This is a genomic window from Streptomyces xanthochromogenes (assembly GCF_014650455.1).
In the GTDB taxonomy this organism is placed as follows: domain Bacteria; phylum Actinomycetota; class Actinomycetes; order Streptomycetales; family Streptomycetaceae; genus Streptomyces; species Streptomyces xanthochromogenes.
The window spans coordinates 550,615-569,562 of sequence record NZ_BMUZ01000004.1 but is presented as its reverse complement, the minus strand read 5'-3'; the positions used below and the strand labels follow the sequence as shown (position 1 = coordinate 569,562).

At 71.6% G+C, this 18,948-nt stretch carries 18 protein-coding genes; 11 read left to right on the top strand and 7 right to left on the bottom strand.

Annotated elements, in window-relative coordinates; genetic code table 11:
* Nucleotides 1-152 precede the first annotated feature (152 nt).
* The 4 genes from IE267_RS13585 to IE267_RS13570 all read right to left on the bottom strand — a co-directional run bounded on the left by IE267_RS13585 (nucleotide 153) and on the right by IE267_RS13570 (nucleotide 4,048).
* Nucleotides 153-1,298: an agmatine deiminase family protein gene (locus IE267_RS13585; protein ID WP_189763487.1), complete on the bottom strand. Its 1,146-nt coding sequence runs from the start codon at nucleotides 1,296-1,298 to the stop codon at nucleotides 153-155.
* 208 nt (nucleotides 1,299-1,506) lie between these two features.
* Entirely contained in the window at nucleotides 1,507-2,598 is a 1,092-nt protein-coding gene (locus IE267_RS13580) for an agmatine deiminase family protein (protein WP_189763363.1), read from the bottom strand.
* A 252-nt stretch (nucleotides 2,599-2,850) separates the two neighbouring features.
* Entirely contained in the window at nucleotides 2,851-3,429 is a 579-nt protein-coding gene (locus IE267_RS13575) for a TetR/AcrR family transcriptional regulator (protein ID WP_161245908.1), read from the bottom strand.
* A 61-nt stretch (nucleotides 3,430-3,490) separates the two neighbouring features.
* Nucleotides 3,491-4,048 (bottom strand): TetR/AcrR family transcriptional regulator, encoded by a 558-nt coding sequence (locus tag IE267_RS13570; RefSeq protein ID WP_189763362.1) that lies wholly within the window; start codon nucleotides 4,046-4,048, stop codon nucleotides 3,491-3,493.
* Between the two features lie 353 nt (nucleotides 4,049-4,401).
* Between IE267_RS13570 and ureA the strand changes: the two genes are divergently transcribed.
* The 9 genes from ureA (at nucleotide 4,402) to IE267_RS13525 (ending at nucleotide 14,742) form a co-directional block, all read left to right on the top strand.
* Nucleotides 4,402-5,106, top strand: a complete 705-nt coding sequence (gene ureA, locus IE267_RS13565; protein ID WP_189763361.1) for an urease subunit gamma — start codon at nucleotides 4,402-4,404, stop codon at nucleotides 5,104-5,106.
* A complete protein-coding gene (locus IE267_RS13560) occupies nucleotides 5,106-6,788 on the top strand; it encodes an urease subunit alpha (RefSeq protein WP_189763360.1) in 1,683 nt (560 codons plus the stop codon). The genes ureA and IE267_RS13560 overlap by 1 nt, the downstream gene beginning before the upstream one ends.
* Nucleotides 6,789-7,129: 341 nt before the next feature.
* Nucleotides 7,130-8,140: an agmatine deiminase family protein gene (locus IE267_RS13555; protein ID WP_229861102.1), complete on the top strand. Its 1,011-nt coding sequence runs from the start codon at nucleotides 7,130-7,132 to the stop codon at nucleotides 8,138-8,140.
* A gap of 99 nt (nucleotides 8,141-8,239) precedes the next feature.
* Complete coding sequence (locus IE267_RS13550; RefSeq protein ID WP_189763359.1) at nucleotides 8,240-9,895, top strand: ABC transporter substrate-binding protein; 1,656 nt, start codon at nucleotides 8,240-8,242, stop codon at nucleotides 9,893-9,895.
* Nucleotides 9,892-10,851 carry an ABC transporter permease gene (locus tag IE267_RS13545; protein WP_189763358.1) on the top strand — a complete coding sequence of 320 codons (960 nt, stop codon included), beginning with the start codon at nucleotides 9,892-9,894 and terminating at the stop codon, nucleotides 10,849-10,851. Before IE267_RS13550 ends, IE267_RS13545 begins: the two co-directional genes overlap by 4 nt.
* Nucleotides 10,848-11,702 carry an ABC transporter permease gene (locus IE267_RS13540; protein WP_167162311.1) on the top strand — a complete coding sequence of 285 codons (855 nt, stop codon included), beginning with the start codon at nucleotides 10,848-10,850 and terminating at the stop codon, nucleotides 11,700-11,702. The genes IE267_RS13545 and IE267_RS13540 overlap by 4 nt, the downstream gene beginning before the upstream one ends.
* Nucleotides 11,699-12,739 (top strand): ABC transporter ATP-binding protein, encoded by a 1,041-nt coding sequence (locus IE267_RS13535; protein WP_189763357.1) that lies wholly within the window; start codon nucleotides 11,699-11,701, stop codon nucleotides 12,737-12,739. Before IE267_RS13540 ends, IE267_RS13535 begins: the two co-directional genes overlap by 4 nt.
* Entirely contained in the window at nucleotides 12,732-13,583 is an 852-nt protein-coding gene (locus IE267_RS13530; protein ID WP_189763356.1) for an ABC transporter ATP-binding protein, read from the top strand. Before IE267_RS13535 ends, IE267_RS13530 begins: the two co-directional genes overlap by 8 nt.
* 13 nt (nucleotides 13,584-13,596) lie before the next feature.
* Nucleotides 13,597-14,742 (top strand): agmatine deiminase family protein, encoded by a 1,146-nt coding sequence (locus tag IE267_RS13525; RefSeq protein WP_189763355.1) that lies wholly within the window; start codon nucleotides 13,597-13,599, stop codon nucleotides 14,740-14,742.
* Nucleotides 14,743-14,764: 22 nt separating this feature from the next.
* Here IE267_RS13525 and eno read toward each other — a convergent pair whose 3' ends face one another.
* Nucleotides 14,765-16,072, bottom strand: a complete 1,308-nt coding sequence (eno, locus tag IE267_RS13520) for a phosphopyruvate hydratase (RefSeq protein ID WP_189763354.1) — start codon at nucleotides 16,070-16,072, stop codon at nucleotides 14,765-14,767.
* 174 nt (nucleotides 16,073-16,246) lie between these two features.
* On the opposite strand from eno, the gene IE267_RS13515 reads away from it, so the two are divergent.
* Nucleotides 16,247-16,666 carry a MarR family winged helix-turn-helix transcriptional regulator gene (locus IE267_RS13515; protein WP_167162299.1) on the top strand — a complete coding sequence of 140 codons (420 nt, stop codon included), beginning with the start codon at nucleotides 16,247-16,249 and terminating at the stop codon, nucleotides 16,664-16,666.
* Between the two features lie 67 nt (nucleotides 16,667-16,733).
* Here the strand turns inward: IE267_RS13515 and IE267_RS13510 are convergent, their stop codons facing one another.
* Nucleotides 16,734-17,369, bottom strand: coding sequence for a class I SAM-dependent methyltransferase (locus IE267_RS13510; protein ID WP_189763353.1), 636 nt, complete (start codon nucleotides 17,367-17,369; stop codon nucleotides 16,734-16,736).
* 93 nt (nucleotides 17,370-17,462) lie between these two features.
* Here IE267_RS13510 and IE267_RS13505 point away from each other — a divergent pair, with 93 nt between their 5' ends.
* Complete coding sequence (locus tag IE267_RS13505) at nucleotides 17,463-18,062, top strand: helix-turn-helix domain-containing protein (RefSeq protein ID WP_189763352.1); 600 nt, start codon at nucleotides 17,463-17,465, stop codon at nucleotides 18,060-18,062.
* A 41-nt stretch (nucleotides 18,063-18,103) separates the two neighbouring features.
* Here the strand turns inward: IE267_RS13505 and IE267_RS13500 are convergent, their stop codons facing one another.
* On the bottom strand, nucleotides 18,104-18,928 hold the full coding sequence (locus IE267_RS13500) for a thioesterase family protein (RefSeq protein WP_189763351.1): 825 nt from the start codon (nucleotides 18,926-18,928) through the stop codon (nucleotides 18,104-18,106).
* Nucleotides 18,929-18,948 lie beyond the last annotated feature (20 nt).

Genomic DNA, 18,948 nt, shown 5'->3' with positions numbered 1-18,948 from the left:
GTCCGGACGGGCCGGGCGCTCAAGAGCCGGACCGGCCGCCGGTCCGCACGCCGGCGCCCCGATGGCGAGCGCCGGCGTCGGCGGCCGGCGGTGGCCGCCGTCTCGTACGCGGTCAACGTGCCTGCATCAGAAGGCACTTGACCCGTGACGGCTCACCGGGCGGGCTTCCCCGGCTGGTCGTGGGTCGAGCAGTGGATGCCGCCGCCCCCGGAGGCGATGGTGTCGATCTTCACCATCACGACGTCGCGGTTGGGGAAGTGCTCCTGGAGGATGCCCTTCGCGCGGTCGTCGGCCGCCGCGTCGCCGAAGCGGGGCATGAACACGGAGTCGTTGGCGACGTAGAAGTTCGCATAGGTGGACACGAACGCGTCGCCCCGCCCGGTGATCCTGTCGAGGTCGGGCTGCGGCAGGTCGATGATCTCAAGTCGCTTGCCCCGCGCATCCGTTGCCTGCTTGAGGGCCGACCTCGCCTGGTCCGCCGACCGCGACCAGACGTCCGGCGGGCTGCCGGGGAAGGCCTGGTCGACCAGGACGACGCCCGGCGCGGTGAAGCGGGCGATGCTGTCGACGTGCGCGTCCGTGATGTCCTTGCCCCGCACACCGGCCAGCCAGAGCACCTTCTTCACGCCGAGGCTGCTCTTGAGCTCGGCCTCGATCTGGTCCCGCGACTTGCCGGGGTTGCGGTTCTTGTTGACCACCGAGCTCTCGGTGACCATCAGCGTGCCCTCGCCGTCGGTCTCGAAGGAACCGCCCTCGGCGACCAGCGGCGCCTTGGTGCGCGCGATGCCGTACTTCGCGAGCAGCAGACGGCCCACCTGGGCGTCGTTCGAGTGGACCTGCTTGTTTCCCCATCCGCTGAAGTTGAAGTCGACGCCCAGCGTGTGCCCGTCCTCCTCGACGAAGACCGGCACCGTGTCGCGGGCCCACAGGTCGTCCACGGCCAGCGGAATCACCTCGACCTGGGAGCCGCACGCCTTCTGGGCCGCCGCCTGCTGCTCGGGCCTGGCCATCAGGACCACCGGCTCGTACTCCGCGACCGCCCGTGCCACCCGTGCGATGTCCGCGCGCACGGACGGGAGTTCCTCGCCCCACACCGAGTCGAGCGCGGGCCACGACATGAACGTACGGGCGTGGCTGTCCCACTCGGCGCCGAAGTGGCGGCCCGCCGCCTGCTCGCCCGCCGACGCGGGGGAGGCGGAGGACTGCCCGGCCGGGGCATCCCCCGGGCTGCAGGCCGCGGTGGTGAGGGCGAGGGCGCCGAAGCCGGCGAACGCGCGCAGCGCGGTGCGACGGGACATGGGGGGAGGGGTCACGGTGAAGCTCCTGCGTCGTGCTGGTGGGGCGCCGTTCGGGGCGTACGAAGCCGGACTGGTGCCGGGCAGAACCCGAAGAGCGGTCCCTTGGGAGGAAAGTAGCCGAGGGGGTTTTTCTTTTCGCGCACCCGGGGCGCGCGTGCGTGTTGGGCGGCTGCGCGGGCGGGCACCCGGTTCGCGGGCGGAGAGCGGATCAGGGGTGCGGCTGCTGCATCGTCGAGCAGTGGATTCCGCCACCGCCCTCCATGAGACGGTCCACGTCCAGCTGGACCACCTCGCGGCCGGGGAACGCCTCGGCCAGGGCCCGGCGTGCCGCGCCGTCCTTCACGCTGTCGCCGAACTGTGCCGTGATGACCGCGCCGTTGACGAGATGGAAGTTGAGGTAGGAGTCGACGAACGCGGAACTCCGTGACCGCACGGTGTCGGGACCGTCCACCCGGATCACCCGCAGACGTCGGCCGCGGGCGTCGGTGGCGGCCGAGAGGATCGCGAACTGCTCGCGCGCGTCACGGGCCCAGACGTCGTTGCGGTCGTCGGGCGGCAGCTGCACCATGACGACACCCGGGCGCACGAAACGGGAGGTCACGTCGATGTGGTTGTCGGTGATGTCCCGGCCGCGCACTCCGGGAACCCAGATCATCTTCTCGGCGCCGTACGTCCTGAGCACGGCCTCCTCGATCTCGGGGCGGCCGAACCCGCGATTGCGGTTCTTGTTCACGAGACTGCTCTCGGTGGCCATGACCGTACCGTCGCCGTCGGTCTCGACCGAGCCGCCCTCCCCGACGAACCCGGCCCAGTGGAACCCGAGGCCGGTGAACTCGGCCACGTGCGGGGCGACTTCGGCGTCGTCGCCGTGGCTCTGCTTCCGGCCCCAGCCGTTGAAGTTGAGGCCCACGGCGTCGAGGCCGCCGTGACCGTCGCGACGGAAGACCGCGCAGGTGTCACGCATCCAGAGGTCGTCGGTGGGGATCGAGTCGATGACGGTGACGCCCGGCCCGCACGCGGCCCTGGCCTGCATGGCCGCGTAGTCGTCCGGAGCGCACAGGACGACGGGCTCGTACGCCGCGACCGTGCGGGCGATCAGCGCGATGTCCTGCTGGACGCCCCCCAGCCGACGCCCCCAGATGGACCGGCGCGACGGCCAGGACATCCAGGTCCTGGCGTGCGGCACGTCGTCCGCCGGCACCCGTGCGGCGCCGTCCGCGCGACGCGCGGCGGGTTCGGCGGCGGGGCTCGTGCCGAAGAGGGCATCCAGCAGACGCCTGCCCGTGGGGAGGTGGCTCATGGGTGGTGCTCCGCATCAGGTGCTTGTGGATCGGGGGGGTGGGCCTGCGGTGTACGGGAGCCCTCGGCGTGCCGATGCCGCGCGGGCCGTCGCTCCCGTGTGTACGGCGATGGGTGCGTCCGCACACCGGGACACACCGGAAGCCCGGGTGCCGGTCGTGCCTCCACTTTGACACTGACTGAAAATTCAGTCAAGAAGGTCGGGCTGGGCCGGGACGCACTCGGCGTGACGGATTCCGGGCCCGGGCGAGACCTACGCGGCGGGAAGGAGCTCCCTGTTCAGGGCCGCCTCCACATGGGCCCTCGCCTCCAGGGTCGTGATCAGGCCGGCCAGCCAGCGGCCGCTCAGCCCTTCGACCAGGGCGGTCAGCCGGATCGCGGCGGCCCGCGAGTCCACGGACGCCGGGATGGTGCCGTCGTCCTGGCCGTCGGCGATCAGCTCGGCCAGGTCGACGAGCCAGCGTTCGGTCAGCGCGGTCAGGACCGGCCGCAGCCCTTCGTCGAAGGTGGCCGCGGCGCGCACCTCGGCCCACACCGCCGAGTTCTCCCGTACCGCGGCGTCGTCCTGGAACTCCGCGGCCAACAGCCGCAGGAGCAGTTCCCGGGCGGGGGAGTCGTCGTCCTCCGCGATGTCCGCGTACCCCTCGGCGCGGTCGTTGACGTACTCGAGCGCGCTGGTGACCAGGCCCGCGCGGTCGCGGAAGTGGTAGTAGATCAGCGTTTTGGAGACGCCCGCCTCGGCGGCGACGTCCTCCACCCGCAGCCCTCGGACGCCCCGCAGGGCTATCACTCGGCAGGTCGCTTCCAGCAGCTTGGCGCGTCGAGTACTCACGTTCGTACAGTAACCAGTCAACAGCGGTGCGCTCGCCGTGCGGCACGCACCGGGCCCGCCGTTACGGGTGGTCCAGCCGTTCCAGCTCGACGGCCACGGCGTCGAGCAGCAGGGTGCGGGCGTGCGCCGGCGGAAGGATGCCGCTGAGCCAGCGCATGCTGAGCCCTTCGACGAGAGCGGTGAGCCGCTCGGCGCAGGCGGCCAGGCTCGCGGCGGGGGACATGGGGCTGACCCGGCCGAGCAGTTCGGCGATCTCCTGCACCCAGATCAACGTGGCCTTGGCGAGGTCTTCACGGAGTTCGGGATCGAAGACCGCGTTCGCCCGCAGCTCGCCCCAGGCGGTGCTGTTCTCCCTGACCAAGGGTTCGTCCTGCAGCTCCAGGAGGAGGGTCTGCTCCAGTTCCCGGCGCGGGTCGAGGGGTTCGGCCCGGGGCTCGCGCTCGGTGGTGTAGCGCTCGGCCCGGTCGCTGATGAACTCCAGGGTGCGGCGCAGGATTCCGGCCCGGTCCTTGAAGTGGTAGTAGATCAGCGCGGTGGACACCCCGGCCTCGGCGGCCAGCTCCTCCACCCGCAGTCCCCGCACACCGCGCCGGGCGATGACCCGCGCGGCTGCTTCCATGATCGCTGTTCTACGGTCACCCACGGTTCCCCACCCTATCTGCCCCATCTGCCGTAGCGGGCCGAGTGGTGACGGGCAGGTACGGCAGGCGGGGCCCGGCGGCCGGGGTGCCGCCGAGGAGGAAGGCGAAGCGCGGCACGCATCGGGCCGCCTGGTGTGCGTAGCGCCTTCGGCGCGGTCGGCTGTCGGTTTGGGCTGTCGAATCTATTGACTGAATTTTCAGTCAGTGAGATGTTCAGGCCACGCGCCGCCGACCCGCAACGGAGTCGGCCCGCATCGAAAGAGGACTCCCTCATGCTCATCCAAGCCCTTCTCCCGGCATCCGCGCCGGGCCTCAAGCCGGAGCCGCGGACATGCGGTTGACCCCGACGGAACGTGACCGGCTGCTTTTGTTCGGTGCCGCGGAACTGGCCCGGGCCCGTAGGGCCCGGGGGCTGCGGTTGAACGTGCCGGAGGCGACCGCGCTGATCGCGGACACGGTGTGCGAGGCGGCCCGCGACGGCGCCCGCCTCGCCGAGGCCGTCGCCGCGGCCCGCAAGGCCCTCAGTCCCGAGGACGTACTGCCCGGCGTCCCCGACGTCGTCACCGAGATTCATGTGGAGGCGGTCTTCGACGACGGAAGCAGGCTGGCCGTGGTCGGCGATCCCTTCGGCGGCGGTGGCGGCCTCGGCGAACTCGCACCGGGCGCGCTGCTGCCCGTCGCCGGGGACGTCCGCGGCCCCGAGCCGGTACGCGTGCTCACGGTCCGCAACACCGCATCGGTCCCGATCAGTGTCACGTCGCACTTCCATTTCTTCGAGGCCAATCCGCGGCTGGATTTCGAGCGGGCTGCCGCGTATGGGATGCGGTTGTGTGTGCCGGCGGGGTCGTCGGTGAGGTTCGGGCCCGGGGAGAGTGCGGAGGTCGGCCTCGTGCCCATCGGCGGCGACCGCATCGCGATCGGCTTCGCGGGCCTGGTCGACGGCCCCCTTGACGCGCCCGGCGCCAAGGACGAGGCCTTGCGCAGGGCCGCCGCCTGCGGATACCTCGGAACCGGCGCGCGAGAGGGAGACAAGTGATGGACCCGTACGAGTACGCCTCCGTGCACGGCCCCCGTGCCGGGGACCGTGTCCGGCTGGGGGACTCCGGTCTGACCGTGCGCGTCGACTCCGACTCGCAGGCCCCGGGCGACGAGTTCCTTGCGGGCTTCGGCAAGACGGCCCGGGACGGGCTGCATCTGAAGGCCGCCGCCGTCCGCGAGACGTGTGACGTCGTGATCAGCAATGTGGTCGTCATCGATGCGGTGCAGGGCATCCGCAAGGTGTCGATCGGTATCCGTGAGGGGCGGATCTGCTCGGTCGGGCGGGCCGGGAATCCGGACACGCTCGACGGGGTGGACGTGGTCGTCGGTACCGGCACGTCGATCGTCTCCGGTGAGGGGCTGATCGCGACCGCCGGGGCGGTGGACACTCATGTGCATCTGCTGTCGCCGCGCATCATGGAGGCCTCGCTCGCCTCGGGTGTGACCACGATCATCGGCCAGGAGTTCGGCCCGGTCTGGGGTGTGGGCGTGAACTCGCCGTGGGCGTTGCGCAACGCGTTCGCGGCGTTCGACGCGTGGCCGGTCAACATCGGTTTCCTGGGCCGGGGTTCGTCCTCGCATCCGGCTCCGTTGGTGGAGGCTTTGGCGGAGGGCGGGGCGTGCGGGTTCAAGGTGCATGAGGACATGGGCGCGCACACCCGGGCGCTGGACACGGCGCTGCGGGTGGCGGAGGAACACGATGTCCAGGTCGCCCTGCACAGCGACGGGTTGAACGAGTGCCTGACCGTCGAGGACACCTTGAAGGTGCTGGAGGGGCGGACGATCCACGCCTTCCACATCGAGGGGTGCGGGGGCGGGCATGTGCCGAACGTGCTGAAGATGGCGGGGGTGCCGAATGTGATCGGCTCCTCGACGAATCCGACGCTGCCGTTCGGGCGGGACGCGGTCGCCGAGCACTACGGGATGATCGTCTCGGTGCACGATCTGAAGACGGATCTGCCGGGGGACGCGGCGATGGCCCGGGACCGTATCCGGGCGGGCACGATGGGTGCCGAGGACGTGCTGCACGACCTCGGTGCGATCGGGATCACGTCCTCGGACGCGCAGGGCATGGGCCGGGCCGGTGAGACGGTGCGGCGCACGTTCGCGATGGCCGGGAAGATGAAGGCTGAGCTCGGTGCGCTGGAGGGTGACGGGGACGGTGATGACAACGCGCGGGTGCTGCGGTACATGGCGAAGCTGACCATCAACCCCGCGATCGCGCACGGGCTCGCGCACGAGATCGGGTCGATCGAGGTCGGCAAGATGGCCGACATCGTGCTGTGGCGGCCGGCGTATTTCGGTGCGAAGCCGCAGATGGTCCTGAAGTCCGGTTTCCCCGCCTGGGGTGTCACCGGTGATCCGAACGCGGCCACCGACACCTGTGAACCCCTCGTGCTGGGGCCGCTGTTCGGGGCGCACGGCGGGACCGCGGCCGAGCTGTCCGTCGCGTTCGTGGCGAAGGCCGCCCTCGACCAGGGCGGCGACCTGCTGCCCACCCGGCGGCGCCGGGTCGCGGTACGCGGCACCCGCGGCATCGGCCCCGCCGACCTCCTGCTCAACTCCCGTACCGGTGCGGTCGGCGTCGACGGCCGTACCGGGCTCGTCACCCTCGACGGCGACCCACTGCGCTCCGAACCGGCCGACTCCGTCTCCCTCAACCGCCTCTACTTCCTGTAGACGCATCGACGCATCGACGCATCGACGGATCGCAGCATCGAGGCACCGCCGAGCTGCCGGCGCGCCGAGGAACGGACGAGCCGCCGAGCTGCCGACCCGCTGACGAGCGGCCGAGATCGTTCGGTGTCATGTCTTGACTGAATTTTCAGTTCGGTGGAGTATTCCGGGCACACCAGCGGTCAGCACGGTCATCGACCCGCTCGGCGAAGCCCCCCGGCTGCCGAACCGAACCGGCCACGCACCCTCGTGGCCCCCTTTGCCGCCCCTTCCTTTGCCCTTCCTCGCGAAGGCCCGTCGAAGACCAGACGAAGACCTGACGAAAACCTACGAAAAGAGCTGTGATGACCTTCCGCATGCCCGCCGAGTGGACCGAGCACGAGCGCTGCCTGATGGCCTGGCCCACGCGCGGCGATCTCTGGGGCGCCGTCCTTGAGCAGGCGAAGCAGGAGTACGCCCAAGTGGCCCGAGCCATCGCCGGGTTCGAGCCGGTGACCATGGTCGCGCCGCCCGGCCACGGCGAGGAGGCCCGCACCCGGTGTGGCGAAGGCGTCGACGTGATCGAACTGCCTCTGGACGACTCCTGGTTCAGGGACTCCGCACCGATCTTCGTGCTCGACCCCGATGGCCACCGCGCCGGCGTCGACTTCCGGTTCAACGCCTGGGGCCGCAAGCACCACCCGTACGACGCCGACGACCGGCTCGGCGCGCTGCTCCTGGAACACCTCGGCGAGGCCGGGATCCGTTCCGAGATGATCCTCGAAGGCGGTGCGATCACCGTGGATGGCGAAGGCACTCTGATTACCACCGAGCAGTGTCTGCTCCACCCCAACCGCAATCCGGGCCTGACCCGGGACGAGATCGAGGCCGAGCTGAAGACCCGGCTCGGTGTCACCAAGGTCGTGTGGCTGCCGTACGGCGGGCTCCTGGACACCGAGACCGACGGCCATGTCGACGGCGTCTGTGCCTTCGTCGCTCCGGGCAAGGTCGTGGTCCAGCTCCCGGACGATCCCGCGCACCCCGACTACGCCCGGATGCGCGCCAACCGCGCGATCCTCGAAGTCACTCCCGACGCCCAGGGCCGCACCCTGGAGATCGTCGACCTTCCGCAGAGCGCGTTCACCGAAGTCGACGGCGCCCCCGTCGAGGTGGGCTACCTCAACTTCTACGTGGCCAACGGCGGCGTGGTCGTCCCGGTGGCAGGCCTGCCCCAGGACGCCGAGGCGCTGGCCGTGATCGCCGCCGCCTGCCCCGACCGCAAGGTCGTCGGGGTGCCCACCACGGCGCTCGCCCACGGTGGCGGCGGCATCCACTGCATCACCCAGCAGGTGCCCGCCGCGCCCCGCCGCACCTGATCCCTCCCGCAAGCGCCGCCCGCCCGGCCCTGACCGCCCAGGCCCGGGCCGGCCCCCCCGCCCCACCCCATCGCGCCCGTACGGAGAGGAACCGCGCCGATGCCCACCCCACCGCCCCGGCCAGGAGTACGCCGTCCCCACCGGCTCGCCCTGATCGCCGCGGCTCTGTCCGCCGCCCTCCTGATGTCCGCCTGCGCGGGGCCGCCCGGCACCAACTCCCCTGCCGCGGCAGCGGACTTCGAGCTGTCCGCCGGTACTCCGCCCGCGAAGGGCGAGATCGACTCGTTCGGCTGGGCCCTGTACGCGGAGCCGCCGACGCTGGACTACATCTCCGCCTTCGACTACCCGCAGAACATGATCCTCTCCAATGTCTGCGAGAGCCTGATGCGCTGGACGCCCCAGCTCAAGACGGTGCCGGGGCTCGCAGAGAAGGCGAGCAACCCCGACCCTTCGACCTGGATCTACGATCTGCGATCCGGCGTGCGCTTCCACAACGGGGCCACGATGACCGCGGACGACGTCGTGTTCAGCCTCGGCCGGCAGATGAACCCCGACAACGGGGCGTCCTGGGCGCAGGTCTTCGAGAACGTCGCCTCCGTCACCAAGACCGGCCCACTCCAGGTCACGGTGAAACTGAAGCGGCCCGACTCCCAGTTCCCCCAGTACATGGCGACCGCCGCGGGCGTGGTCGCGAGCCGGGCCGGGGTCGAGGCGGCGGGCAAGGACTACGGCACATCGGGCGGCCTCGGCTGCACGGGACCGTACGAGCTCGGCAGGTGGGAGAAGGGCCAGTCGATCGAGCTCGACCGGTTCGCCGGGTACTGGGGGAGCAGGGCCAAGTCCGGCACAGTGGTGTTCCGCTTCCTCACGGACTCCTCGGCGCGCACGAAGGCGATGCTCAGCGGTGAAGTGGACGGCGGCTACCTCATCCCCACCGAGAGCTACGGCGCGCTGCGCTCCAGTGGCGTGGGCACCCTCTACTTCGGCGAGGGCCTCAGCACCGACAACGTCAACGTGACCAACATGCACGGCGTGCTCGGCGACGTCCGCGTGCGGCGCGCCCTGTCCCTGGCCCTCGACCGCAAGGGCTTCGTCAAGACCGGCCTGGGCGGTGGCGGGACCGTCACCCACTCGCTCACCACCAGAGCGGCCTGGGCCGAGGCGCCCGAGCAGAGCCGACAGGCCGCCTTCGCGGGGCTCCCCTCCACCGAGCCGGACCTGGGAGAAGCCAGGAGGCTCATCAAGGAGGCCGGGGCCACCGGGAAGAGGGTGACCGTCGCGACCAGCGCGATCGGACAGGACGTGTCCCTGCTCGCCACCGCACTCCAGGCGGCCGGCACCCAGATCGGGCTCGACGTCCGGCTGAAGACGATCGCCCCGAACGCGTTCACGGCACTGTTCACCGACCCCAAGGCACGCGAGGGCATCGACCTGTTCCCGGAGACGTACTACGACTCCGTCACCGACCCGCTGGACCTGCTGAGCAACTTCCGTACCGGCGCCTACCAGAACTACGCCGGGTACAGCGACCGCTCGTACGACCGGCTCGTGGACCGGGCGCGTGCCGCCTACGACCCGGCCACCCGGTTCGCCGTGGAGGCGAAGCTCCAACAGAAGGCCGTCGAGCAGGTGTTGTGGATACCGGTCGCCGAATGGCCGACCACGGTGTTCCTCAACAAGCGGATCACCGGCGCCCCCACCACCATCTCCTACCTCTACTACCCCTGGGCGGCAGACGTGGGGGCCGCACGGTGAACTTCCTCAGATTCGGCCTGCGTCGCCTCGCCGAGATGGCGCTCACCCTCCTCGCGGCCTCGTTCGTCATCTTCGGCGCGATGTATCTGGCGCCCGGCAGCCCGGCCGACTTCCTGCTCTCGGGACGTTCCGCGTCCCCAGCCGCACTGGAGGCCGTCAACCGGCAGTACCACCTCGACGAGCCCTTCGCCGTACGGTATTTCCGCTGGCTCGGCCAGCTGCTGCACGGTGACTTCGGCCGCTCGATCACCTACCGCACCGATGTGTCACGGCTGCTCGCCGACCGCCTTCCCAGCACCCTGCTCCTGGTCGCCATGGCCTTGGTGCTCGTCGTGGTCGTGGGGCTCGTGCTCGGCCGGATCGCCGCGGTGCGCGGCGGCGCGGTGGACGCGACGATCCTGGTCACCACCACGCTCGCCGTCGGCACCCCGTCCTTCGTCGCCGCCGTGATGCTCCAGGGCCTGTTCGCGGTGCGGCTGCACTGGTTCCCGGCCGGCGGGACCGGCGACGGGTTCGTCCAGATGCTCTGGCACCTGACGCTGCCCGCCGTTGCGCTCGCCCTGTACCTGATCGGCATGCTCGCCCGGGTCACCCGCAGCGCCATGGTCGAGGTCCTCGGACAGGAACACGTGACCGTCGCCCTCAGCCGGGGCGTGCCCCGGCGCAAGGTGATGGGCCGTCACGTGTTCCGCAACGCGCTCGGCACCGTCCTCACCACCGGTGGCCTGATCGTGTCCACGCTCCTGGTGTGCACGGTCCTCGTCGAGTCGGCGTTCGGTGTCGGCGGCATCGGACAGCTCCTCGAACTGTCCATCACCACCAAGGACTTCCCCACCGTGCAGGCCATCTCGCTCACCATGGTCGGCCTGTTCATGGCGGTGAACCTCGCCGTCGACCTGGCACACCCCCTGGTCGACCCGCGCATCGCCCTCGCCCCCCGGAGGTCACCCGCATGAGCGTCGCCGTCCTGCGGCGCCCGGGCCTGTCCCGGCTCCGCACCCCTCGCGCACCCCTGTACGCGCTGTGTCTCGGTTTCGTCACCCTCGTCGTGCTCGCGGCACTGCTCGCCCCCTGGATCTCTCCCGCCGACCCCAACGCCGTGGACCTGGGCAACGCACTCGCGGGCCCCTCCGGCGCCCACCCCTTCGGCGTCGACTCCTCCGGCCGCGACACGCTGGCCCGGCTGGTCACCGGCGCCCGCACCTCGCTGCTCGGGCCGCTCGGGGTGGTCGCCTTCTCCACCCTGGCCGGCGTGGCCATCGGAACCACCGCGGCCTGGCGCGGCGGCTGGCTCGACTCCGTACTCTCCCGCAGCACGGAACTCGTCTTCGCCTTCCCCGGCATGCTCCTCGCGATCCTGATCGTCGCGGTGTACGGGGAGGGGCTCACCGCCCCGGTCGTCGCGCTGGCCGTCGCCTACCTCCCGTACGTCAGCCGACTCACCCGCTCCCTGGTGCTGGCCGAGCGCCAACGCCCCTACATCAGCGCGTACTTGGTGCAAGGTCACTCCGCAGCGCAGATCTGTCTGCGGCACGTCCTGCCCAACGTCGGACCCGTCGTCCTCGCCCAGTCCACGATCAACTTCGGGTACGCCCTCATCGACCTGGCCGGGCTCTCCTTCCTCGGCCTGGGAGTGCCCGCACTCACACCCGACTGGGGCCGCATGGTGCTCGACGGCCAGACCGCCATCCAGCGCGGCTACCCGCTCTCCGCGATCTGGCCGTGCGTCGCGATCGTGCTCACCGTCGTCGCGTTCAACGTCGTCGGCGAGCGGTGGGCGGACCGTGTCGCGAGGAGGGACCGATGAACACCCGTGACAGGCACGGCAGTTCCGCGCCCGCGGACTCCGTCACCGCCTCGCCCGTGCTCGACATTCGGGGGCTGCGCCTTCGTCTTCCGCGCACCGCACGGCCCGTACTCGACGGCGTCGACCTCACCGTCGCCGCCGGGGAGACCGTCGCCCTGGTCGGCGAATCGGGCTCGGGCAAGACGCTCACCTCGCGCAGCGTGCTGCGCCTGCTTCCGCCCGGCGCCACCGCGGAAGGCGTCGTCGAGGTCGCGGGCGAGGACGTGCTCGCCATGAACGCCGTACGGCTGCGCGCGCTGCGCACCGGCACCGCCGCGATGATCTTCCAGGACCCCCGTGCGGCCATCAACCCGCTGCGCCGGATCGGGGACTTCCTCACCGAGAGCCTGCGCCTGAACACCGGGACGCCCGCCGAGGAGGCCGAGCGGCGCGCGGGGGAGATGCTCGTGGCGGTCGGGCTCACGCCGGCCGCGCTGCGACGCCACCCGGGACAGCTCTCCGGCGGCATGCTCCAGCGCGTCATGATCGCGGCCGCGTTGATGGGAGAGCCCGCGCTCCTCCTGGCCGACGAGGCCACCACCGCCCTCGACGTCACGACCCAGGCCGAGGTGGTCGCCCTCCTCGGTGACCTCCGCGACCGCTTCGGCACCGGGCTGCTCTTCGTCACCCACGATCTCGGCCTCGCCGCGACCATCAGCGACCGGGTGTACGTGATGTACGCCGGGCGCATCGTCGAGACGGGCCCCGCCGACGTCCTGTTCGCCCGGCCCCGGCACCCGTACACGGCGGCCCTGCTCGCGGCCACCCCGAGACTCGACGCACCGCGGGGACGGCTGAACGCCATCGACGGCCAACCCCCGGATCTGCGAGCCGAGTTGAGGGGGTGCCCCTTCGCGCCGCGCTGCGTCCACGCCACCGCGCTGTGCACGGAAGAGGCGCCCGAGGACCGGGTGTTCACGGACGGCCCCGGCGGGCCCGCGCACCGGGTCGCCTGCCACCACAGCGACCGCGTCCGGCAGGGGGCCGACCATGGCTGAGACCGTGCTGCACGTCAGCGGCCTGCACCGCCGGTACGGAAGCGTCCGGGCGGTCGACGACGTGTCGTTCTCCCTCGCCAGGGGCGGCTCGCTCGGCATCGTCGGTGAATCCGGCTCGGGCAAGACCACCACGGCGCGGATCGTGGTGGGTCTCGAGTCCCCGGACGAGGGCCACATACGGATACGCGGCGACGAACGTACGGGCCGGGTGCGGGGCAGGGCGGCCCGGTTGGCGCGGGCCCGCGAGATCCAGATGGTCTTCCAGGACCCCTTCCTCTCCCTCGATCCGAGGGTGAGCGTCGAGGCCGTGCTGCGGGAGACCCTGCGCCTCCACTTCCCCGGCATCGACCACGCCCGCCGAATCGCCGAACTCCTCGACCAGGTCGGCCTGGGCTCCAGGACCCGTGACGCGCTGCCCCGGCAGCTCTCGGGCGGGCAACGCCAGCGCGTCGCCATCGCCCGCGCGCTCGCCGTGGAACCGGCCATCCTCGTCCTGGACGAAGCCGTGGCGGCCCTCGACGTGTCCGTGCAGGCCCAGATCCTCAACCTGCTGGCCGACATCCGCGCGGAGACCGGCGTCGGCTACCTGTTCATCACCCACGACCTCGGCGTAGTGCGCTGTGTCACCGACGACGTGATCGTCATGCGACAGGGCCGGATCGTCGAAGCGGGCGCCACCGAGCGGGTTCTCGCGGCGCCCCAACACCCGTACACCCGGCTTCTGCTGGAGTCCGTGCCGCGTCCCGGCTGGGACCCGCACGCCATCGCGGCCGCACGCCGGGCCCTGCACCACGCCCCGGCCGGCCCGGACCGCACCAACGGACAGAGCACCGTACTCAACTGATCGGAGATCAGAGATGAACGACCACTCTGCACCACGCGTTCCCGCCCCCGGCCACGTCGGCAGGCGCACCTTCCTGGCCGCCACCGGAGCCGCCGCGGCCTGGGCGGTCACCGCGGGCGGCCGGGCGCATGCCGCACCGGCTCCGGCCGCAGCGGGCTTCGCCGTGCCCGTCGACACCACTTCGCACACCCGCACCTGGATGGCGTGGCCCGACAGCAGTGCCATCTGGGGGCGCCAACTGGCCGGCGTCCAGGCCGATATCGCGCTCATCGCGAAGACCGTCGCCCGGTACGAACCCGTCACGCTCTGCGCCAACCCCGCCAGTGTGGCGAAGGCCCGCAGCGCCTGCGGCCCGGCCGTGACCGTGATCGGCTCGATCCCGGTCGACGACTGCTGGATGCGTGACACCGGACCGGTCTTCCGCACCAACGGCGCCGGCGGTCTGGACGCCGTGGGCCTGAACTTCAACGGCTGGGGCAACAAACAGACCCACGCCAAGGACGCCCTGGTCGCCCAGCGGATCGCGGCGAGCCTCGGGGTCCCGTTCACCGCGGCGGCCCTCGTCGGTGAGGGCGGTGCGGTGGAGACGGACGGGAACGGCACCCTCATGGCGACCCGGAGCAGTCTCATCAACGCCAACCGCAACCCCGGGCTCAAGCAGGCCCAGATCGAAGCGGCGCTGTGCGACGCGTTCGGCGCGGACCAGGTCATCTGGTTCAACGGCGTGACCGGACGGGACATCACCGACGACCACGTGGACGCGACCTCCAGGTTCCTGGCGGCCGGGTCCGGCCTGGTCCAGATGCCCCTGGCGACCGACACCGACGCCTGGGCGAAGGACGCCCGCCAGCAGTACCAGATCCTGTCGAAGGCCAAGGACGCCGACGGCGATCCCATCAGGGTCGCCCAGATCCAGGGCCCCGACTACGGCCGCATCCGGTCGAGCGACCCCGACTTCGTTGCCGCGTACGCCAATTACTACGTGTGCAACGGTGCGGTGATCTCCGCCCAGTTCGGCGACGCGCGCGCGGACGCCGCGGCCAGGTCGAGCCTGCAGCGACTGTTCCCGGGCCGGGTGGTGGAGCAGCTCGACATCGACAGTCTCGGCGCGGGCGGCGGCGGCATCCACTGCGTCACCCAGCAGCAGCCCCGCCCCTGAGCGGGGGCAGGGCTGCCTGCTTTCACACCCCGCGGAGTGCGGAACGGCCCGCATAGCGGGCCGAGTCGCCCAACTCCTCCTCGATGCGGATCAGTTGGTTGTACTTCGCCGTGCGGTCGGAGCGCGAGAGCGAGCCGGTCTTGATCTGACCGCAGCCGGTCGCGACCGCGAGGTCCGCGATGGTGGTGTCCTCCGTCTCGCCCGAGCGGTGCGACATGACGGCCGTCCAGCCCGCCCGGTGGGCCGTCGCCACCGTGCCGAGGGCCTCGGTGAGCGTCCCGATCTGATTGACCTTGACCAGGACCGAGTTGCCGACGCCGGTGCGGATGCCCTCGCTCAGCAGCGTCTCGTTGGTGCAGAAGACGTCGTCGCCGGTGAGCTGACAGCGGTCGCCGACGCGGGCGGTGAGCTCGCGCCAGCCGTCCAGGTCGTTCTCCGCCATCGGGTCCTCGATGGAGACCACGGGGTAGCCCTCGATGAGCGCGGCCAGGTAATCGGCCTGCTCGGAGGGTGTGCGGCGGACCCCCTCGCCCGTGTAGTCGTACACCCCGTCGCGGAAGAACTCCGACGACGCCGGGTCCATGACCAGGCCGATGTCCGTACCGGGCCGGTAGCCGGTGCGCTCGATGGCGGCCACCACGAAGTCGAGCGCCTCCTCGGCGGTACGCAGCGCGGGTGCGAAGCCGCCCTCGTCTCCGACGCCCGTGGAGTGCCCGGCGGTCAGCAGATCGCGGCGCAGGGTGTGGAAGACCTCGCTGCCCATGCGGACGGCCTCGGCGAAGGTGTCCGCACCCACCGGCGCGATCATGAACTCCTGGAAGTCCAGCGGGTTGTCGGCGTGGGCGCCGCCGTTGACGATGTTCATCATCGGCAGCGGCAGGAGGCGGGCGTCGGCGCCGCCGAGGTAGCGGTAGAGCGGCTGGTGGTGGGCCGCTGCGGCTGCCTTGGCGGCGGCGAGGGAGACACCGAGGATCGCGTTGGCCCCGAGCCGGGCCTTGGTGGGCGTGCCGTCAAGGGCGGTCAGCGCCGAGTCGAGCCCGGCCTGGTCCACCGCGTCCCGGCCGCGCACGGCCGACGCGATCTCCCCGTTGACGTGGGCCACCGCCCGGTCGACGCCCTTGCCGTGCCAGCGTGCGGCGTCGCCGTCGCGCAGTTCCACGGCCTCCCGGGCGCCGGTGGAGGCGCCGGAGGGGACGGCGGCACGGCCCAGGGACCCGTCCGCCAGGACGACGTCGACCTCGACCGTCGGGTTGCCCCGGCTGTCGATGATTCGGCGGGCGCGGACGGTCTCGACGGTGGTGTCGGCGGTGCCGACCGGGCGTGCGGACATGGGAGTTCCTTCCCGTTGTCGTATGTCGGGCCCCGGCTGCGACAGCGCTGGCGCTGAGCCCGACAAGGCGGACCCTACAGCAATACTGCACAGCATTGCTGCTCAGTTTTGCTGCACAGCATCGCTGTGCAGGTCGGCGGGGCAGCCATACTGACCAGCGGGTTAAAGTGCCCTATGCCCACGGAAGCCGCCGCCATCGCCACCGAACTGCGCACCGCGATGGGCAAGCTCACCCGACGCGTCAAACACGAGGACCGCATCCCGTTGGGTCAGGCCGCCGTGCTCGGCGCGCTCGACCGCAATGGCGCCATGACCACCAGCGACCTCGCCGCCGACCAGCGCGTACGCCCCCAGTCGATGGCCCGGGCGGTCGGGCTGCTCATGGAACAGAGCCTGGTCACCCGCCGCGCCCACCCCACCGACGGCCGCAAGTCGCTGGTCGAGCTCTCCCCGGCGGGCAGGTCCGCGCTCGAAGCGGAGCGCGGCCGCAGGGCCGGCTGGCTCGCGCAGGCCATCGAGGCCGAACTCACCGATGAGGAAAGGGAGTTGCTGGCTCGGAGCGCCGCCCTGCTGGAGCGCCTCGCCACGCGCTAGCCGGGCCGGATCGACTGCCGACGTACGCATCCCTGCGCACCGCCTGCCCGCAGTGCCTGACGGTACGTCAAGAAGTGTGCCGCAGAACCAGGATGTGGTCGGTGACCTCCGCCTTGCGGCCGTCGGGGCCGGTCGCGATGCGGCGGGACGGCTCCGCGCGTTCGATCGCCCAGGCCGACGGGTCCAGGTCGAGGCCGGCCGCGACCTGGAGCGGGGTCGGGAAGTACGCGTCGGGGTCCTGGTTCCACGACCAGGGAGCGGTCGAGCCGTGGTCGACGACCAGCAGACGGCCGCCCGGGCGCAGCGCGTGTGCGGCGCCGCGCAGGACCTTCGACCGGTCCAGGTCGAAGGGGGTGTGCAGGTAGTGGGCGTTGATCAGGTCGAACCCGCCCAGGGGAAAGGACTCGTGCAGATCGTGCTGCCGCGCGTCGACCCGCTCGCCCAGGCCGCCCGAGCGGGCGAGGTCGCCGAGGCGCTCGACCGCCACCGCCGAGATGTCGACGGCGGTCACCTGCCAGCCCCGGCGGGCGAGCCACAGCGCGTCGCCGCCGCTGCCGCAGCCCAGGTCCAGGGCGGCGCCGGGCCGCAGGGCCGAGACGATTTCGGTGAGTCGGACGTTCGGGCGCGGATCGGCGGCCATCGGTCGCTTCGCGTAGACGTCCTGCCAGTACGTGACCGCGTCGGTCGTTTCGGGGGTGCTCACGGCGGGCTCCTCGGGTGTCGGTACGGATGCGCCCAGTCTCGGCGGACCACCTCGGGTTGGCACGAAAACTTGCCGCTCCGGCAAGATGGCCGAATGGACCGTGGAACAGAGGACGTGCTCGGCGCGGTGGGCCCTCGGCTGCGTGCGCTGCGGCGCGAACGCGGGATCACCCTGGCCGACCTCGCCGCGACGACCGGCATCTCGGAGAGCACCCTGTCCCGGCTGGAGAGCGGGCAGCGCAAGGCGACCCTGGAGCTGCTGCTGCCGCTGGCCCGGACGTACGACGTCCCGTTGGACGATCTCGTCGGCGCCCCGCGCACCGGCGATCCCCGCATTCATCTGAAGCCGGTCCAGCGGTTCGGGATGACCTTCGTGCCGCTGTCCCGGCAGCCCGGCGGCGTACACGCGTTCAAGATGATCATTCCCGCTCGCCCGGAACCGCCGGCGCCGACCCCGCAGACGCACGAGGGCTTCGAGTGGCTGTACGTGCTCAGCGGCCGCCTGCGGCTGGTGCTCGGCGAGCGGGATCTGACCCTGCCGCCCGGTGAGGCGGCCGAGTTCGACACGTTCCTTCCGCACTGGCTGGGCAGTTCCGACGGCGGCGCGGTCGAGCTTCTGGTCCTGTTCGGTCTGCAAGGGGTGCGTGCGCATGTGCGGGACGGCTTCCGGGCGTCGTTCCGGGGCGCGCCCTAGCGGCGTGCCGGGGGAGTGTCCGCGCGGAGCGCTCCTCGGGTTCAGCCGTCCCTGCGCTCCGTCACGAGCAGCGTCTGAAGGACCCGGCCGCAGTCGCCCGACCCGTCGTACATCAGCCCCGTCGCCAGGCCCGAACCGGCCGGGCTCGACGCCGTCTCCGAGCGCAGGCACAGCCATTCGCCGACCGGGTCGCGGTGCAGGGCGAGCGTGACGTCCGTGTTGATGACCAGCCCTTCACGGTGGTCCAGTTCGAACGCCACCGCCCAGCTGCTGTCGGCCAGCGTGAGGGCCCGGGTCAAGGCGGTGTCCCGCTCCCCGGCCACCAGGGGGACGCGCTGGCGGGCCCAGACGGTGCCGGGGCCGGGCGAGTCGAAGCTCCGGCCGTCCTCGAACCGCCATTCCATCGCGGAGACGTAGCCGCCCAGGTACGCCCCCGTCATGCTGCCGAGCGGTCGCGGCCCCGGCAGGGGCGGCGCGGCGGGCCCGTGCCGCAGTGAGGGCGTGTCGTCGGGGCTGGCCACCATCCGCCAGGCGCGGGCGAGCAGCACCGGCTCGCCGTCCGCCGTCAACTCGCCCTCCAGGAGCTCGACTCGGGCGCCGGTGCGCACGGCCCGCACCTCTACCCGCAGGTCCGCGACCGGCACCGGACGGAGCAACTCCACGGTGACGCGGGCGATCCTCGAACCGGGCCGCCCGGGGTGCCGTTCCATGGCCCGCCCCACGAGGGCCGACGGAGGACCGGCGTGCTGGGTCTTGGGACTCCACGGGCCTGCGGTCGCCGGTGTGCTCTCGAAGTAACCGTCGGCGAGCTCGCGGTAGAAGGAACCGGGCCGTGCGGGGGAGGCGGATTCGGGTTCAGGGCTCATGGCGAAAATCTGTAGACCAT

Bases quoted from the DNA above. Each gene is read 5' to 3' on its own strand.
- IE267_RS13515 (WP_167162299.1), top strand. From the start codon at position 16,247: ATGCCCACGGAAGCCGCCGCCATCGCCACCGAACTGCGCACCGCGATG.
- IE267_RS13530 (WP_189763356.1), top strand. From the start codon at position 12,732: ATGGCTGAGACCGTGCTGCACGTCAGCGGCCTGCACCGCCGGTACGGA.
- IE267_RS13505 (WP_189763352.1), top strand. From the start codon at position 17,463: ATGGACCGTGGAACAGAGGACGTGCTCGGCGCGGTGGGCCCTCGGCTG.
- IE267_RS13555 (WP_229861102.1), top strand. From the start codon at position 7,130: ATGACCTTCCGCATGCCCGCCGAGTGGACCGAGCACGAGCGCTGCCTG.
- IE267_RS13500 (WP_189763351.1), bottom strand. From the start codon at position 18,928: ATGAGCCCTGAACCCGAATCCGCCTCCCCCGCACGGCCCGGTTCCTTC.
- IE267_RS13540 (WP_167162311.1), top strand. From the start codon at position 10,848: ATGAGCGTCGCCGTCCTGCGGCGCCCGGGCCTGTCCCGGCTCCGCACC.
- IE267_RS13560 (WP_189763360.1), top strand. From the start codon at position 5,106: ATGGACCCGTACGAGTACGCCTCCGTGCACGGCCCCCGTGCCGGGGAC.
- IE267_RS13550 (WP_189763359.1), top strand. From the start codon at position 8,240: ATGCCCACCCCACCGCCCCGGCCAGGAGTACGCCGTCCCCACCGGCTC.
- ureA (WP_189763361.1), top strand. From the start codon at position 4,402: ATGCGGTTGACCCCGACGGAACGTGACCGGCTGCTTTTGTTCGGTGCC.
- IE267_RS13580 (WP_189763363.1), bottom strand. From the start codon at position 2,598: ATGAGCCACCTCCCCACGGGCAGGCGTCTGCTGGATGCCCTCTTCGGC.
- IE267_RS13525 (WP_189763355.1), top strand. From the start codon at position 13,597: ATGAACGACCACTCTGCACCACGCGTTCCCGCCCCCGGCCACGTCGGC.
- IE267_RS13535 (WP_189763357.1), top strand. From the start codon at position 11,699: ATGAACACCCGTGACAGGCACGGCAGTTCCGCGCCCGCGGACTCCGTC.
- IE267_RS13585 (WP_189763487.1), bottom strand. From the start codon at position 1,298: ATGTCCCGTCGCACCGCGCTGCGCGCGTTCGCCGGCTTCGGCGCCCTC.
- eno (WP_189763354.1), bottom strand. From the start codon at position 16,072: ATGTCCGCACGCCCGGTCGGCACCGCCGACACCACCGTCGAGACCGTC.
- IE267_RS13570 (WP_189763362.1), bottom strand. From the start codon at position 4,048: ATGGAAGCAGCCGCGCGGGTCATCGCCCGGCGCGGTGTGCGGGGACTG.